Origin of the sequence: Salinicola lusitanus (assembly GCF_003206045.1) — a bacterium.
Classification (GTDB): Bacteria; Pseudomonadota; Gammaproteobacteria; order Pseudomonadales; family Halomonadaceae; genus Salinicola; species Salinicola lusitanus.
Genome location: NZ_PZJM01000009.1, coordinates 506,277 through 520,223, shown reverse-complemented (window position 1 = coordinate 520,223; position 13,947 = coordinate 506,277). Strand labels below are relative to the sequence as shown.

The window sequence follows — 13,947 nt, the reverse complement described above, 5'->3', positions numbered from 1 at the left end:
TGTCGTTCGCTCCACCCAGCGCCGGTCGCACCGATGATTGACTTCGTCAACGATTGTATACGGCCCGCCGCCAGATGACAGCCGCATGGGCACGGAGGCTCAGCCCGAGACCAGCCGGCTGGCACTGGCGTTGTGCCTGGCCACCATCGTCTCGAGATCGTGACCCAGCAGCACGCCGTTCTCGACGCGGCGCACCCCGTTGACGATGGAGAGATCGACCGTCGGCGGTTGGCAGAAGACCAGCGATGCCAGCGGGTCATGGAGCGCGCCACCGGCCAGCGCCAGCGAGTCCAGCCGGAAGCCGATGATATCGGCGGCCTTGCCCACCGCGAGCTGGCCGATATCGTCCCGACCCAACACCGCGGCGCCGCCGCGAGTGGCGAACCACAGCATCCGGCGCGCGCTGAATTCGTTCGGGTCGCCCTGTAGCCGGCCCAACAGCATCGCCTGGCGTGCCTCCGCCAGCAGGTGCGAGCCATCATTGGAGGCACTGCCATCGACGCCGAGGCCGACCCGCATGCCGGCCTGGTGCATCGCCATCACCGGGGCGATGCCGGAACCGAGACGCATGTTGGAGCTGGGACAGTGCGCCGCGCCGCAGCAGTGGCCGCCCAGGCGCGCGATCTCGTCGGCATGGGGATGCACCATGTGGGCGAACCAGACATCGCTGCCGACCCAGCCGACCTGCTCGGCGTACTCCACCGGCGTGCAGCCGAAGCGCTCGCGACAGTACGCTTCCTCGTCGCGGGTTTCGGCCAGGTGGGTGTGCAGATGCACGCCGTAGTGACGGGCCAGTTCGGCACTGTTGACCATCAGCTCGCGGGAGACCGAGAACGGCGAGCAGGGCGCCACCACGATACGGGTCATCGCCCGCTCGGCGGCGTCGTGATAGCGCTCGATGGCGCGCTGGGTATCGTCGAGGATCGCCTGTTCGGATTCGACCACGCTGTCCGGCGGCAGCCCACCCTGGGATTCGCCCACCGACATCGAGCCGCGCGAGGCATGAAAGCGCAGCCCGAGCTCGGAGACCGCCGCGATCTGATCGTCGATGCGGGCGCCATTGGGCCATAGATAAGTGTGATCCACCGCCGTGGTGCAGCCGGAGAGCAGCAGCTCCGCCGCGGCGACCTGGCTGCTGGCGAACAGCGATTCGGGGTCGAGTCGCGCCCAGATCGGGTAATGGGTCACCAGCCAGTCGAACAGCGCGGCGTTCTGCCCGGCGGGCAGGTTGCGCGTCAGGGTCTGGTAGAAGTGATGGTGCGTGTTCACCAGCCCCGGCAGCAGGACATGACCGCGCGCATCGATGACCTCGTCTGCCGGCGCCTCGAGCGCGGCCGCGACCTCCTGCGCCGAGCCGATCGCGACGATGCGATCGTCTCTGATGAGCAGGCTGGCATCGCGCAGCTCGCGCTCGGCATCGTCGAAGGTCGCGATCAGCTCGGCATTGCGGATCAGTGTCGTTGTCACGATGGATCTCCGGGAACATGAAAACTTCGCTAACCGAGAAAAGCGGCGAGCGATGGCCAGGCGAGACAACGATTGTCGAGTCGCCGAAGCGGTCGATGAGCATGGCGGAAGCGCTTTTGACGACGCCCGGCCGCGCCCAGCGCTTCCCTAGCTGCCCCGGTAGGTCGAATAGCTGAACGGAGAGAGCAGCAGCGGCACGTGATAGTGCTCGTTGGGCGCGTCGACCGTGAACTGCAGCGGGATACGATCGAGAAAATGCCCCGCGGGCGCCTCGTCGGCACGGAGATAATCCCCGGCATGGAAAAGGAGTTCGTAGACCCCGGCGATGAAATCCGCCCCTTCCAGCAACGGTGCGTCGCAGCGACCGTCGGCATTGGTCTTCACATCGGCCAGCCGCAATCGGGTGCCGCCCTCCAGCCGGTAGAGTTCGATGCGCAGATCGCTGGCAGGGCGACCGCGCGCCGTGTCCAGCACGTGGGTGGTCAGATAACCTTGGGGGGCGTCGCTCATGGCTTCCTCGCGAAGTCGGTTGTCATGGTCGAAAAGGGTGGATCGACGGGCGGTGTCGCGCTAGCCTCATTCAAGTGTTTTTGTATACAAAGGTCAACCGGAGCCGCCATGTCTGCCGCCCTGCTCTCGCCTCGCCCCAGCCAGCTCGACCGTGACGCGTTCATCGCCCGCTATGGCGACATCTACGAACACTCGCCGTGGATCGCGGCGCAGGCCTGGGAGCTCGGGCTCGAGGCGGCCCAGGACACGCCCGCCGGACTGGCCGAGCGGCTGCGCGAGCAGGTCGACGCCGCCTCGGCCAATGCCCAGCTGGCGCTGATCCGGGCCCACCCCGATCTGGCCGGCAAGGCAGCGATTGGCGGCAAGCTGACCGACGACTCCCGCTCGGAACAGGCCGGCGCTGGCCTGGACCAGTGCACGCCGGCGGAGTTCGCCCGTTTCGAGCAGCTCAACCGGGCCTACCGCGATCGGTTCGACTTCCCGTTCGTCATCGCCGTGCGCGGACTCGATCGCCACGCGATCCTGGCCGCCTTCGAGACCCGCCTGAACCATACCCGGGAGCAGGAACGCCGTACCGCCATCGCCCAGATCCACCGGATCGCGCGATTGCGGCTGGAGCAGCGCGCGGCCGAAAGTCTTAACCGATAGCGCGCAGACACCGGGGGATCGAGCGGTTATCCTGAGCGCCTGATATGAGCGGACACGAGAGCGGCGACGGGTGACGGACGAAGAGCGGCATCGGGCGACTGAACAGCAGCGGCATCGGGCGACTGAACAGCAGCAAAATCGGGCGACGGAAACCAAACGCAGGGCCGTCGGCCGGCCCGCGGGCGGCAAGAGCAGCGGCGGTCACAGTCAGTCGCTGGTCCGCGGCCTGAACATCCTGGAAATGCTGGCGGCAACCCCGGATGGACTGGCCCTTTCCGATGTCGCCGAGGACGTCGGCCTGGCCCCCTCGACCACTCACCGTCTGCTGCAGGCCCTGTTCCAGCAAGGCTTCATCACCCAGGACGTCGAGAGCGGGCTGTGGAAGATCGACGTCAAGACCTTCCGTATCGGCAACAGCTTCCTCGAGGCGCGCGATTTCGTCGCCACCGCTCGCCCCTTTCTGCGCCAGCTCACCGCCACCAGCGGCGAAACCGCCAACCTCGGCATCCGCGATGACGGCATGGTGGTCTACCTGGCCCAGAGCGAATCGAAGCAGATGATGCGCATGATCACCCGCCTGGGCTCGCGGGCGCCGCTGCACGCCTCCGGGGTCGGCAAGGCACTCCTGGCGTGGATGCCACCCCAGGAGTTCGAGCAGATCGTCGCCGGCCGTACACTGGAGGGCGAAACGCCCAATACGCTGACCAACGTCGAGACGCTTCGCGACCAGCTGGTCGAGATTCGCCGACAGGGCTACGCCGTCGACCGCGAGGAGCACGCCATCGGTCTCAACTGCGTCGCCGCCACCCTGCATGACGAAAGCGGCCTGCCGCTGGCGGCGATCTCGGTCTCCGGGCCGGTGGCCCGGATCGACGACTCCCGCCTGCCCGAGCTCGCCGCACTGGTCGCGGAAACCGCCCGCGAGATCACCGTCAAGATCGGCGGCAAGACGCCCTCCGAACCGCCGGCCTGAAAGGCGGGGGAGTTTCAGGTATTGACGATCACGCCGCCATTCAGATGGATCGTCTGGCCACTCATGTAGGAAGACTCCTTGCTGGCCAGATAGACGTAGGCAGGGCCCATTTCGCTGGGCTGCCCGGCGCGCTTCATCGGCACCTGCCCGCCGAAGCCCTCGACCTTCTCTTCGTCGAAACTGGCCGGGATCAGCGGCGCCCATACCGGCCCCGGCGCTACCGCATTGACGCGGATCTCGCGATCCACCAGCGATTGCGCCAGCGAACGCACGAATCCCTGGATCGCTCCCTTGGTCGCCGAGTAGTCGATCAGGGTGGCGTTGCCCTTGAAGGCGTTGATGGAGGACGTGGCGATGATGGTGTCGCCGGCCCCCAGATGCGGAACCGCCTCGCGCACCAGGTAGAAGTGGCTGAAGATGTTGGTGGCAAAGGTCCGCTGCAGGGTTTCATCGGTGATGTCGGTCACGTCGTCCCAGTCGTGCTGCTCGGCGGCATTGTTGACCAGGATATTGAGCCCGCCCAGCTCTCGGCGCGTACGCTCGACCACGTCGCGACAGAAGCTGGAGTCGGCGACGTCGCCCTTGAGCAGCAGACAACGCCGCCCCTCGGCTTCGATCAGCGCCTGGGTATCTTCCGCATCGCGCTCCTCATCGAGGTAGACCACGGCGCAGTCGGCGCCCTCGCGGGCGTAGTGGACCGCGACGGCGCGACCGATGCCGCTGTCGCCGCCGGTGATGAGCGCCACCTTGCCCTTGAGCTTGTCGGTGCCACGGTAGTCGGCGCGAATGAACTCCGGTTCGGGATGCATCTCGTGCTCGTTACCCGGCTGATGGGTCTGATGCTGCGGTGGAAAATGCGACTCGGCCATGCTGGCTCCCTCCCGAATGAAGCGAATGAAATGTACCCGACCGTCGCGGGATCCTCCCGTGATTCACCGCGACGCTCTCCCAGCATAGAAAGCCTGGCGATTTCTTCCAAACCTTGGTATCGATATTTAACTCAGGTTAAGTCAAGAGTCGCGACGTGAGCGTCAGGGAGCGGTCTTGCCGCCCCTCGCGGCGGCGACGCGACATCACTCCTCTCCGGGCGTGAAGCCGGCCGCCAGCGGCGCTACACTATCGCCGCCGCCTGCGCTGCCACATTTGCCCGCCAAAGAGGTCCCCCGATGCCTTCGCACCTGCTCTCCGTCGATTCACTCTCCCGTGATGCCGTCGACCATCTGATCCGCATCGCCGAGCGCATGGAACCGATCGCCCAGCGGCGTAAGGTGACTCGCGTGCTCGAAGGTGCGGTGCTCGGCAATCTCTTCTTCGAGGCCAGCACGCGCACGCGGATCAGCTTCAACGCCGCCTTCTGCCGCCTCGGCGGCAGCGTCTGCGATACCACCGGCTTCACCTTCTCGTCGATGGCCAAGGGCGAGTCGCTCTACGACACCAGCCGGGTGATGGGCGGCTATGTCGATGCCATCGTCATGCGCCACCCGGAGCAGGGCTCGGTGGCGGAGTTCGCCGAGGCGACCCAGGTACCGGTGATCAACGGCGGCGACGGGCCCGGCGAGCACCCGAGCCAGGCGCTGCTGGACGTCTACACCATCACCAAGGAGTTCGCGCGGCTGGGCAAGCCGCTGGCGGGCGCCCACCTGCTGCTGACCGGCGACCTGAAATACGGCCGCACGGTGCACTCGCTGGTCAAGCTGCTGTCGCTCTATGAGCCCCTGCGCATCACGCTGGTGTCGCCGCCGGGGCTGGAGATGCCCCAGCACCTGATCGATCTGGTGGCGTCGCGGGGGCATCGCATCGAGACGCGCCTCAACCTCGCCGAGTCGTTCGACGACGTGGATGTCATCTACGCCACCCGGATCCAGCGCGAGCGCTTCACCGCCGAGATGACCGAGAGCTTCACCGAGCTGACCGCCGACTTCGTCGTCGATCGTGGCTTCCTCGACCGCCGCTGCTCGCCGACCACCATCGTCATGCATCCGCTGCCGCGGGACAGCCGCCCCGGCGCCAACGATCTCTCCACCGACCTCAACGGCGATCCGCGCCTGGCGATCTTCCGCCAGACCGACAACGGCATCCCCATGCGCATGGCGATCTTCGCCCACCTGCTGCAGGTGGAGGGTCTGATCGAGAAGGATCTACGCGACGTGGGTTGGTTCGTGCCGCCGAGCTTCGGTGTCGACGACGCCACCTTCCAGGGCTCAGGTTCCGCCTGAAAAGTTGGCGCGCGATGGCCGGGCAAGGCGAAAATGAGCGAGAAGGTGGCGTTTACGGGTTGTAAAGGCGTACTTTGATCGGACTCGCGCACGAGCTCATTTTTAACGCCGCATGGACGAGCGCAGCACTTTTGAGGCAAGCCTAACGGCGCGCCTGCCAGAACAGCGAAAACAGCTCCGACTGGGAGTTGACCCCCAGCTTGGCGTAGAGATGCTTCTTGTGGGCGCGGACCGTTTCGACGGAGATCGCCAGACGGCGGGCGATCTCCTTGGTCGAGCTGCCGCCCAGCATCAATTGGCTCACTTCGCGCTCGCGTTCGGTCAGTGCATAGCGGGAATCGAATTCCAGCGCGCGTTCCGGTAGCGGATGCCAGGGATGGGGGCCGGCCTCGCCATCGCCCTCCGGCTCGAAATGCATGCGCAAGCGCATCAGGGCCAGCAGCCACGGCTGCATCAGCGCGAGGCTGCCCAACGCCTGACGGGAAAAGGAACGGGTCGAGCCCAGCGACAGGCACAGGGTTCGGCGAGCATCCAGCGTCTGATTGAAGTGAATCTCGTCGGCGACGATGTTGCGTCGAAAATAGCGCTGGTAGTACTCGGTGCGGGTGAAGTGCTGAGGCGCCACTTCCGCCAGCGTGAACAGACCGCAGCGATCGCGCTCGCAAGCGTCGATGTAGAACGGATCGAGGAGATACAGGCCGCGCTGATAGTCCTGAAACAGGGCGTCGTCGGCGCCATCGTCCTCGTCGCTCTCGGCGAGAATACGGGGCGGCTGCCGGCGATCGAAAACCAGTGCCACCCAGGTATCGAAATGCACCTCTTCCGCCAACCGCCGCACCAATGCCAGCCAGAAACCGGCACGATCGACGTTTTCCGCCAACTGCCCGAAGGCACGATGCCACTCCAGACTCTCCAGCGGCGTCATGTCGTCGGCCCTTGTGCTCGGCCGGGGTCGATGGGTCATCGTTTCTCTCTCTGAGGCTGTGCCTGCCTGACGCCATATCGCTGCAACGCTACCGTCGAGCGTCTCCTTCCCCCGATCGGGTTACCCCGCTCGCGGGATAGGCAGCGGCGCGGGATTGGGGATACTGGAGGTCATCGGCTCCCGTTCCAATCACAACTCCCGGAGTGTTCCATGCAGCTTGTCCTGGCACAACTCGCCAGCTGCGAAGGCGAGATCGCGCACAACCTCGCCCGCGCGCTGGAAATCGTGCATGCCGCCGACGAAGGCACGGCGCTGATCGTCTTCCCCGAAACGCACCTGAGCGGCTTTGCCGAATCCGGGCATGTGCTCGACCGCGCCCTGACCCTCGACGGCCCGGAGTTGCAGGCGCTGATCGGCGTCAGTCGCGAGCGCGACATGGCGATCGCCATCGGCCTGCTGGAGCGGGATGGCGATGCCGTATTCAACACCACCGTGCTGATCACGCCGGAAAGCGGGATCGCCCTGCGTTATCGCAAGACTCACCTATGGCCGGATGAACGCACCCTGGTCGAGCCCGGCGATGCGCTTCACTGCCTCGAATGGCGCGGCCGATGCATCGGGCTGCTGATCTGCTACGACCTGGAATTTCCCGAACCGGCGCGGGCGCTGGCCGCCATGGGTGTGGACCTGCTGGTGGTGACCAACGGCAACATGGACCCCTACGGCCCCGTACACGCTCGCGCCGCCCAGGCCAGAGCCCAGGAAAATCAGTGCTTTCTGGCCATGAGCAACCGGGTCGGCCAGGGCGCCGGGCTCACCTTCGCCGGCGAGAGCGCACTGGTCGGCCCCGACGGCGAGCTGCTGTTCCGGGCCGGGCGCGAGGAGACGATCCAGCCGCTGCAGCTGGATCCGGCACGCCTGCCCAGCGCCAGGCAGGAGTACGACTACCACCGGGATCGGCGCCTGAGCCTCGCGGGCCACCTCGAAACCCGGGGCGCCCACCGCAGCTGGCATTTCGGCTGAGCGCCGTTGCTCTGCCCTGCGGTCATCGCCACAGCGGCAGCGGGTCGCAATGACCGCGAATCTCTAAATAACCGCGAATCTCAAAATAACCACAACAGGAAACGATGATGTCGGAAATGAAGAAGACCCTTACCCTCTCCCAGGTGGTGCTGTTCGGCCTGGCCTACATGACCCCGATCATCGTGCTCGGCACCTTCGGGGTGCTGGCGGTGGTCACGCAGGGGGCGGTGGCAGGTGCCTACCTCGCCGCCCTGGTGGCCATGCTGTTCACCGCCCACAGCTACGGTCGCATGGCCGCTGCCTATCCCGTCGCCGGCTCCGCCTATGCCTATGTCCGTCACGCCATCGACGATCGCCTGGGTTTTCTCGCCGGCTGGGCCATCCTGCTCGATTATCTGTTCCTGCCGATGGTGATCTGGCTGATCGGGGCGGCCTATCTCAACTCCGCCTTCCCGAGCATTCCGACGGCGCTGTGGCTGTTGGCGTTCATCGCGGTCACCACGGTGATCAACGTGCTCGGCCTGAAACTGGCCAGCCTGGTCAACAGCGCCATGATGCTGATCCAGATGCTGGTACTGGTGGCCTTCGTCAGTCTCAGCGTGCACTACATCCTCGGCGACCCCACTCAGCCGCTATTCAGCCTGGCGCCGTTTCTCGGCAGCGACGGCGGATCGCTACCGGTACTGATGGCCGGTGCGGCCGTCGCCTGCTACTCGTTCCTCGGCTTCGATGCCGTGACCACGCTGACGGAGGAGACTCGGGATCCGCAGCGCACGCTGCCGCGAGCGATCCTGCTGATCACGCTCCTGGGCGGGCTGATCTTCGTTGTCGTCTCTTACTGCGTCCAGCTCGCGGCGCCGGGCTTCGACTTCGCCAACCCGGACGCCGCCGCCTATGCCATCGCGCGTAACATCGGTGGCGATCTGTTCGTCTCGATCTTCCTGATCGGATTGGTCGTGGGCCAGTTCGCCTCGGGCATTGCCGCACAGGCCAGCGGTGCTCGGCTGATCTATGCGATGGGACGGGACGACGTGTTGCCGCGGCGCTGGCTGGGAACGCTGGGTCGCTATGGGACGCCACTGGGAGGGCTGATGCTGAGCGCCCTGGTGGCACTGCTGGCGCTGACGATGGATGTGCTGTCAGCGGCCTCGTTCATCAACTTCGGCGCTTTCCTGGCCTTCGCCCTGGTCAACTTGGCGGTGATCTTTCATTACTATCTCAAGGAGTGCCGCCGTGGCCCGGGCGATACCCTGCGCTTTCTGGTCTGCCCGGCGATCGGGCTCGTCGCCATCGTGTGGCTGCTGTTCAGTCTCGATCACAGAGCGATCATGCTTGGCTCGATATGGCTACTGGCAGGCGTGGGCTGGCTGGTCTGGCTGACCCGTGGCTTCCGCCGCCCGACGCCGGAGCTGCATATCGACGCTTGAGGTGGAGGAGGAGATGACACGCGACCTGCGCGAGGTGCGCTGGTCCGTGTCGAAAACTGACGGCATCGACGAAGAGAGTCCGAAAGCGGGCTCATGACGCGCCTTCGATCCCGGGAGCTGGGTCATACGCTGGCTTGACGGCGTTGTGGTGCCCCCAGCGACACGCCTGCCGATCTATCCACGGCAGCCGATGCCCTCCATCGGCTGCCTGATTCAACGCTACTGTCGATTATTCCACTATCCATCCAATCTCTCTCGGGGCCGACCCAAGGCCACCGGACGGGACATTCCGGCCCAGACCTCGATGGTAAGGTCGCGAAATAACGGACCTGGAAAAGCGAAAGACGCGCTCTCACCCTCCTTCCCGAGGGAAGGAAGCCCAGCAGAAAGAGGCGAGGCGTCTACCGAATCTCATCTCTTCCGGCCAAAAATAGTGTTATTAAATAGTTGACATGAACTACGGAACGAGTGACACACTGGGTAGGTCACGTCGCTCTTCGATATGACAGAATCAACAATTACAAGCGCAGCGCGCAACCCAAGACGGACTCCCTATGACAGTTCATTCGTCGTCGGCGACAACTTCCTCCTGGTACCGGGACTCCATCGCCGTCGAGCTCGAGCCGGCGCTCCCGCTGGAGGGCGATCACCGCGCCGATGTCTGCGTGATCGGCGCAGGCGTTACCGGTTGTTCCGCCGCGCTGCACCTGGCTCAGCGGGGGTATCGAGTCATCCTGCTCGAAGCACTGAGCGTGGGCCATGGGGCCTCCGGCCGCAGCGGCGGGCAGATACTGCCTGGCCTGGGCACCGACATGCACACCGTCGAGAAGGCCTTGGGGCTGTCGGCCGCCCGTGATATCTGGGAAATGAGCCGTGAAGCCGTCAGGCTGACTGCCCACCTCGTCGAGCATCACCAGATCCCCTGCGAGATGTCCTGGGGTTACCTTCACGCGGCGGTCAAACCTCGCCATGTCGTCGCGCTCAGGCAGTCACAGGAGCGCATGGCCCGCGACTTCGACTATCACGGGCTCGAGTGGCGGGAAGGCGACGCGCTGCGCGAACACGTCGTCACCGACGCCTACCCGGCGGCGCTCTGGGAGCGCGAAGCGGGCCACCTGCATCCGCTCAATTACACGCTCGGCCTGGCCCGAGCCGCTCAACGGGCCGGAGCGATCCTTCACCAGTTCAGCCCCGTGGTCGATATCCAGCACGGCAAGCCGGCCAACGTCGTCACCGCGCGCGGCCGTATCACTGCCGATCACGTCGTGGTCGCCACCAACGCCTACGGCGATAGGCTGGTGCCCGCCATGAGCGGGCGCATCATGAAAGCGGCCAACTACATGATCGCCACCGCGCCCATGACCGAGCAGCAGGCCGCTCAGGTTCTCCCGAGAAACGACGCCTTGTCGGATGCCAACTTCGTACTCGACTATTATCGTCTGTCGAGAGACAGGCGCCTGATCTACGGCGGGGAGGTGAGTTACGACGGCCGCCCACCGCAAGGTCTGGAGGCGCGTACCGATGCCAAGATACGGCGCCTTTTCCCGGTGTTGAAAGAGATCGATATCGAATATCGCTGGGGAGGAGACGTGGCCATCACCATGAATCGCGCACCTGACTTCGGCCGACTGGCGCCCAATGTTTTCTATGCCCAGGGCTACTCCGGCCACGGGATGGCGTTGGCGGGGCTGGCCGGCCAACTGCTGGGCGAGACCATTGCCGGACAAAGTGAGCGCTTCGACATCTTTGCCGCCATGCCCCACCGGACGTTTCCGGGCGGCCGGTGGTTACGGACCCCCCTGCTGGTACTGGCGACCCATTTCTACAAGCTTCGCGACCGGCTGTGACCAGCGGCAAGAACGACGAGGACGGCCCAATGACCGATTTGACCAACACCGTGAAAGCCACCGATCGCGCGGACGGGGCAGACACGGCGTCGAAAGACAAACGCGGTGCTTCCTCGATCAGGATGCAGGGGTTACGCAAGCAGTTCGGGCGCGATTCCGTTGCGCTGGCCGGCGTCGACCTGGATATCGACGCCGGCGAATTCTTTACCCTGCTGGGGCCATCCGGGTGTGGCAAGACGACCTTGCTGCGCATTCTCGCCGGCCTGGAAGAGGCCGATGACGGCCAGCTGAAGATCGGCGGAAAGGATGTCATCGACGTGCCGCCGCATCGGCGCAGCGTCAATACGGTCTTCCAGTCCTACGCGCTATTCCCCCACCTCTCCGTACGCGACAACCTGGCGTTCGGCCTGCGCATGCGTGGCGAACCGGCCGCCGAGCGCAACCGCAAGGTGGCGGAGGTCGCCGAATTCATCAAGCTCGGCTCGCTGGTCGAGCGCCGCGTCGACCAGCTGTCGGGAGGCCAGAAACAGCGCATCGCCCTGGCCCGGGCGCTGGTCTGCGAGCCCGACGTGCTGCTGCTGGACGAACCGCTGTCGGCCCTGGATGCCGGCCTGCGCGGCCAGTTGCAGGTCGAACTGCAACGCCTGCAGAAGCGCCTGGGCGTGACCTTCGTCTTCGTCACCCACGACCAGGACGAGGCCATGGTGATGTCGGATCGCATCGCGGTGCTCGATAGCGGCATCATCCAGCAGGTGGGCACCCCCAGCGAGATCTACGAGCACCCGGCCAACGCCTTCGTCGCCCGTTTCATGGGGCACGACAATTTGTTCGCCATCACCGCCAGCGACAGCAACTGGGTGGACACCGGGCTGGGGCGGCTGCAGCTGGATCCCGCCGAGCAACGCGACACCCCTGACGGATGGCTGCTGATCCGCCCCGAGACCCTGGAGCTGGGCGGCGACGTTCCCGCGGACTACAACCGGCTCGAGGGCACGGTGGAAGAGCGCCTCTATCGCGGCAGCCGCATCGAATACCGGCTGACCGTCAACGATCACCCCCTGACGGCGGTGGCCGGCAATCTCGGCCAGCGCATACACGACGTCGGCGACCGGGTGACCATCGGCATCTGTCCGGAAGATCTGGTCCGCGTCGCGGCCTGAGGAGAAGCGAGATGCTGCAGACATCCCAGACCGCCTCGCGGCGCCATGCGGTGGTCAGCGAAACCCGCCACCTGCTCTTTACGGTGACCCCGGGCGCCGCCTGGATCATCCTCTTTCTGGTGCTGCCGAGTCTCTATCTGATGGCCGTGGCGTTCATGACCAACGGCCCCTACGGACTGCCGCAGTTGCCGTTGTCGCTGAGCTCGTTCGAGCAGTTGGCGGGCGTCGGCTTTCTGGGCTGGAGCCCGGGCAATCTCTACACGCTGCTGCGCTCGCTGTGGCAGACCGTCGTCGCCACCGGCCTGGTGGTGCTGGTCGCCTATCCCATCGCCTATTACATCACCACCTGCCGGGCGCGGTGGCGACCGATCATGCTGCTGCTGGTGGTAGTGCCGTCCTGGACCAATCAGGTGATTCGCACCTTCGGCTGGATGAATCTGCTGGCGCCGGGCACACCGCTCTCCAACCTCGCCGAGATGATGGGCCTGATCTCGCCCAACATGGGGCTCTATCCGTCCAACTTCGCGGTGACACTGGGTCTCGTCTACAACTTCCTGCCGTTCATGGTACTGCCGCTCTACGCCGCCTTCGAGAAGCTCGACACCGCCCAGGTCGAAGCGGCGCAGGATCTTTACGCCAAGCCGGTCCGGGCGTTCTGGCACGCCGTCTTCCCGCAGACGCTGCCGGGCCTGCTCGCGGGCGTGGTGCTGGTGGCGATCCCCGCGTTCGGCATGTACGTGATTCCGGAGCTTCTCGGCGGCGGCAAGGCGATGATGCTCGGCAACCTGGTGGCGACGCAGTTCTCCGGCGGCTCGAACTGGCCGCTGGGCGCCGCTGGCGCGATCCTGATGCTGATCGCGACTTTCATCGGTCTGTTCGCGATGCGCCGCATCGGCAAGCGTCTCGGCGGCGGCGAGGAGGTGGTGATATGAGAAAGCGCACGCTCAAGCGCGGCCTGACGGCGTTCTGGTGGCTGACGCTGATCTTCCTCTACCTGCCGCTTGCCGTGGTGGTGCTGTTCTCGTTCAATGCCGCCAACAGCGCCGCTCGATTGACCGGGTTCTCGCTGCGCTGGTATCACCAGTTGCTGGGCAACGAACAGATCATCACGGCATTTGGTAACACGTTGATTCTGGCAACCTGTTCCTCCGTCATCGCGCTCGCCATCGGCTGCCTGATCGGCTACGGCATGTACCGGCACCGCCATCGCAAGCTCGGTTGGCTGATCGTGCTGATCTATCTGCCGATCGTGTTGCCGGACATCGTCTTCGGCATCTCCGAGATGGCGTTCTTCGTACAGTTCCACCGTCTGACCGGACTGCTGCAGCCGGGGCTTGGGACCATGGTCATCGCCCATGTGACCTTCCAGATCCCGTTCGTCGCGCTGATCGTCTACTCGCGCTTCGTCGGGCTCGACCCCAGCCTGTTCGAAGCGGCCAAGGATCTCTATGCCACGCCGTTGAAGCGGGTCATTCACTTCATGCTGCCGACCATCAAGCCGGCGCTGATCTCCGCGTTCTTCCTGTCGTTCACGCTATCGGTGGACGATTTCGTGATCAGCTTCTTCACCGCCGGGCCGGAGAGTGCCACGCTGCCGATCTACATCTGGAGCGCGATCAAGAAAGGCGTCACGCCGGAGATCAATGCCATTGCCACATTGATGATCGGCGCGGTGGCCCTGGCCGCCGTGATCAGTCTCGCATTCAACCGCCAACGCAAGGTCTGAGTCGAAGCCCAGCGTCGGGGGAGCG

13 protein-coding genes are annotated in these 13,947 nt (G+C 65.2%); 9 read left to right on the top strand and 4 right to left on the bottom strand.

The features are described 5' to 3' along the window. Positions 1-99: 99 nt before the first annotated feature. Entirely contained in the window at positions 100-1,467 is a 1,368-nt protein-coding gene (locus tag DOM45_RS15675; protein WP_110601978.1) for an 8-oxoguanine deaminase, read from the bottom strand. 147 nt (positions 1,468-1,614) lie between these two features. Next, on the bottom strand, positions 1,615-1,977 hold the full coding sequence (gene uraH / locus DOM45_RS15670) for a hydroxyisourate hydrolase (protein ID WP_110601976.1): 363 nt from the start codon (positions 1,975-1,977) through the stop codon (positions 1,615-1,617). A 108-nt stretch (positions 1,978-2,085) separates the two neighbouring features. Here uraH and uraD point away from each other — a divergent pair, with 108 nt between their 5' ends. After that, a complete protein-coding gene (gene uraD / locus DOM45_RS15665; protein WP_110601974.1) occupies positions 2,086-2,625 on the top strand; it encodes a 2-oxo-4-hydroxy-4-carboxy-5-ureidoimidazoline decarboxylase in 540 nt (179 codons plus the stop codon). Between the two features lie 70 nt (positions 2,626-2,695). Further along, the gene (locus DOM45_RS15660) at positions 2,696-3,598 is read left to right on the top strand and encodes an IclR family transcriptional regulator (RefSeq protein ID WP_110601973.1); all 903 of its coding nucleotides are present in this window, start codon (positions 2,696-2,698) and stop codon (positions 3,596-3,598) included. 14 nt (positions 3,599-3,612) lie between these two features. Here the strand turns inward: DOM45_RS15660 and DOM45_RS15655 are convergent, their stop codons facing one another. Beyond that, on the bottom strand, positions 3,613-4,467 hold the full coding sequence (locus tag DOM45_RS15655; RefSeq protein ID WP_110601971.1) for an SDR family oxidoreductase: 855 nt from the start codon (positions 4,465-4,467) through the stop codon (positions 3,613-3,615). 297 nt (positions 4,468-4,764) lie between these two features. Here DOM45_RS15655 and DOM45_RS15650 point away from each other — a divergent pair, with 297 nt between their 5' ends. Continuing rightward, positions 4,765-5,814: an aspartate carbamoyltransferase gene (locus DOM45_RS15650; protein ID WP_110601970.1), complete on the top strand. Its 1,050-nt coding sequence runs from the start codon at positions 4,765-4,767 to the stop codon at positions 5,812-5,814. A gap of 142 nt (positions 5,815-5,956) precedes the next feature. On the opposite strand, the gene DOM45_RS15645 is transcribed toward DOM45_RS15650, so the two are convergent. Next, complete coding sequence (locus DOM45_RS15645) at positions 5,957-6,778, bottom strand: response regulator transcription factor (protein ID WP_205909480.1); 822 nt, start codon at positions 6,776-6,778, stop codon at positions 5,957-5,959. Between the two features lie 171 nt (positions 6,779-6,949). Between DOM45_RS15645 and DOM45_RS15640 the strand changes: the two genes are divergently transcribed. The 6 genes from DOM45_RS15640 to DOM45_RS15615 all read left to right on the top strand — a co-directional run bounded on the left by DOM45_RS15640 (position 6,950) and on the right by DOM45_RS15615 (position 13,922). After that, positions 6,950-7,762, top strand: a complete 813-nt coding sequence (locus DOM45_RS15640) for a carbon-nitrogen hydrolase family protein (RefSeq protein WP_110601967.1) — start codon at positions 6,950-6,952, stop codon at positions 7,760-7,762. 116 nt (positions 7,763-7,878) lie between these two features. Then, positions 7,879-9,189, top strand: a complete 1,311-nt coding sequence (locus DOM45_RS15635; RefSeq protein ID WP_240612427.1) for an APC family permease — start codon at positions 7,879-7,881, stop codon at positions 9,187-9,189. 554 nt (positions 9,190-9,743) lie between these two features. Beyond that, a complete protein-coding gene (locus DOM45_RS15630; protein ID WP_110601965.1) occupies positions 9,744-11,036 on the top strand; it encodes an NAD(P)/FAD-dependent oxidoreductase in 1,293 nt (430 codons plus the stop codon). Between the two features lie 29 nt (positions 11,037-11,065). After that, entirely contained in the window at positions 11,066-12,196 is a 1,131-nt protein-coding gene (locus tag DOM45_RS15625) for an ABC transporter ATP-binding protein (protein WP_110601963.1), read from the top strand. 11 nt (positions 12,197-12,207) lie between these two features. Then, complete coding sequence (locus DOM45_RS15620; protein ID WP_110601961.1) at positions 12,208-13,128, top strand: ABC transporter permease; 921 nt, start codon at positions 12,208-12,210, stop codon at positions 13,126-13,128. Continuing rightward, positions 13,125-13,922, top strand: a complete 798-nt coding sequence (locus DOM45_RS15615; RefSeq protein WP_110601960.1) for an ABC transporter permease — start codon at positions 13,125-13,127, stop codon at positions 13,920-13,922. Before DOM45_RS15620 ends, DOM45_RS15615 begins: the two co-directional genes overlap by 4 nt. Positions 13,923-13,947 lie beyond the last annotated feature (25 nt).

Bases quoted from the DNA above. Each gene is read 5' to 3' on its own strand.
- uraH (WP_110601976.1), bottom strand. From the start codon at position 1,977: ATGAGCGACGCCCCCCAAGGTTATCTGACCACCCACGTGCTGGACACG.
- uraD (WP_110601974.1), top strand. From the start codon at position 2,086: ATGTCTGCCGCCCTGCTCTCGCCTCGCCCCAGCCAGCTCGACCGTGAC.
- DOM45_RS15655 (WP_110601971.1), bottom strand. From the start codon at position 4,467: ATGGCCGAGTCGCATTTTCCACCGCAGCATCAGACCCATCAGCCGGGT.
- DOM45_RS15650 (WP_110601970.1), top strand. From the start codon at position 4,765: ATGCCTTCGCACCTGCTCTCCGTCGATTCACTCTCCCGTGATGCCGTC.
- DOM45_RS15645 (WP_205909480.1), bottom strand. From the start codon at position 6,778: ATGACCCATCGACCCCGGCCGAGCACAAGGGCCGACGACATGACGCCG.
- DOM45_RS15640 (WP_110601967.1), top strand. From the start codon at position 6,950: ATGCAGCTTGTCCTGGCACAACTCGCCAGCTGCGAAGGCGAGATCGCG.
- DOM45_RS15635 (WP_240612427.1), top strand. From the start codon at position 7,879: ATGAAGAAGACCCTTACCCTCTCCCAGGTGGTGCTGTTCGGCCTGGCC.
- DOM45_RS15630 (WP_110601965.1), top strand. From the start codon at position 9,744: ATGACAGTTCATTCGTCGTCGGCGACAACTTCCTCCTGGTACCGGGAC.
- DOM45_RS15625 (WP_110601963.1), top strand. From the start codon at position 11,066: ATGACCGATTTGACCAACACCGTGAAAGCCACCGATCGCGCGGACGGG.
- DOM45_RS15620 (WP_110601961.1), top strand. From the start codon at position 12,208: ATGCTGCAGACATCCCAGACCGCCTCGCGGCGCCATGCGGTGGTCAGC.
- DOM45_RS15615 (WP_110601960.1), top strand. From the start codon at position 13,125: ATGAGAAAGCGCACGCTCAAGCGCGGCCTGACGGCGTTCTGGTGGCTG.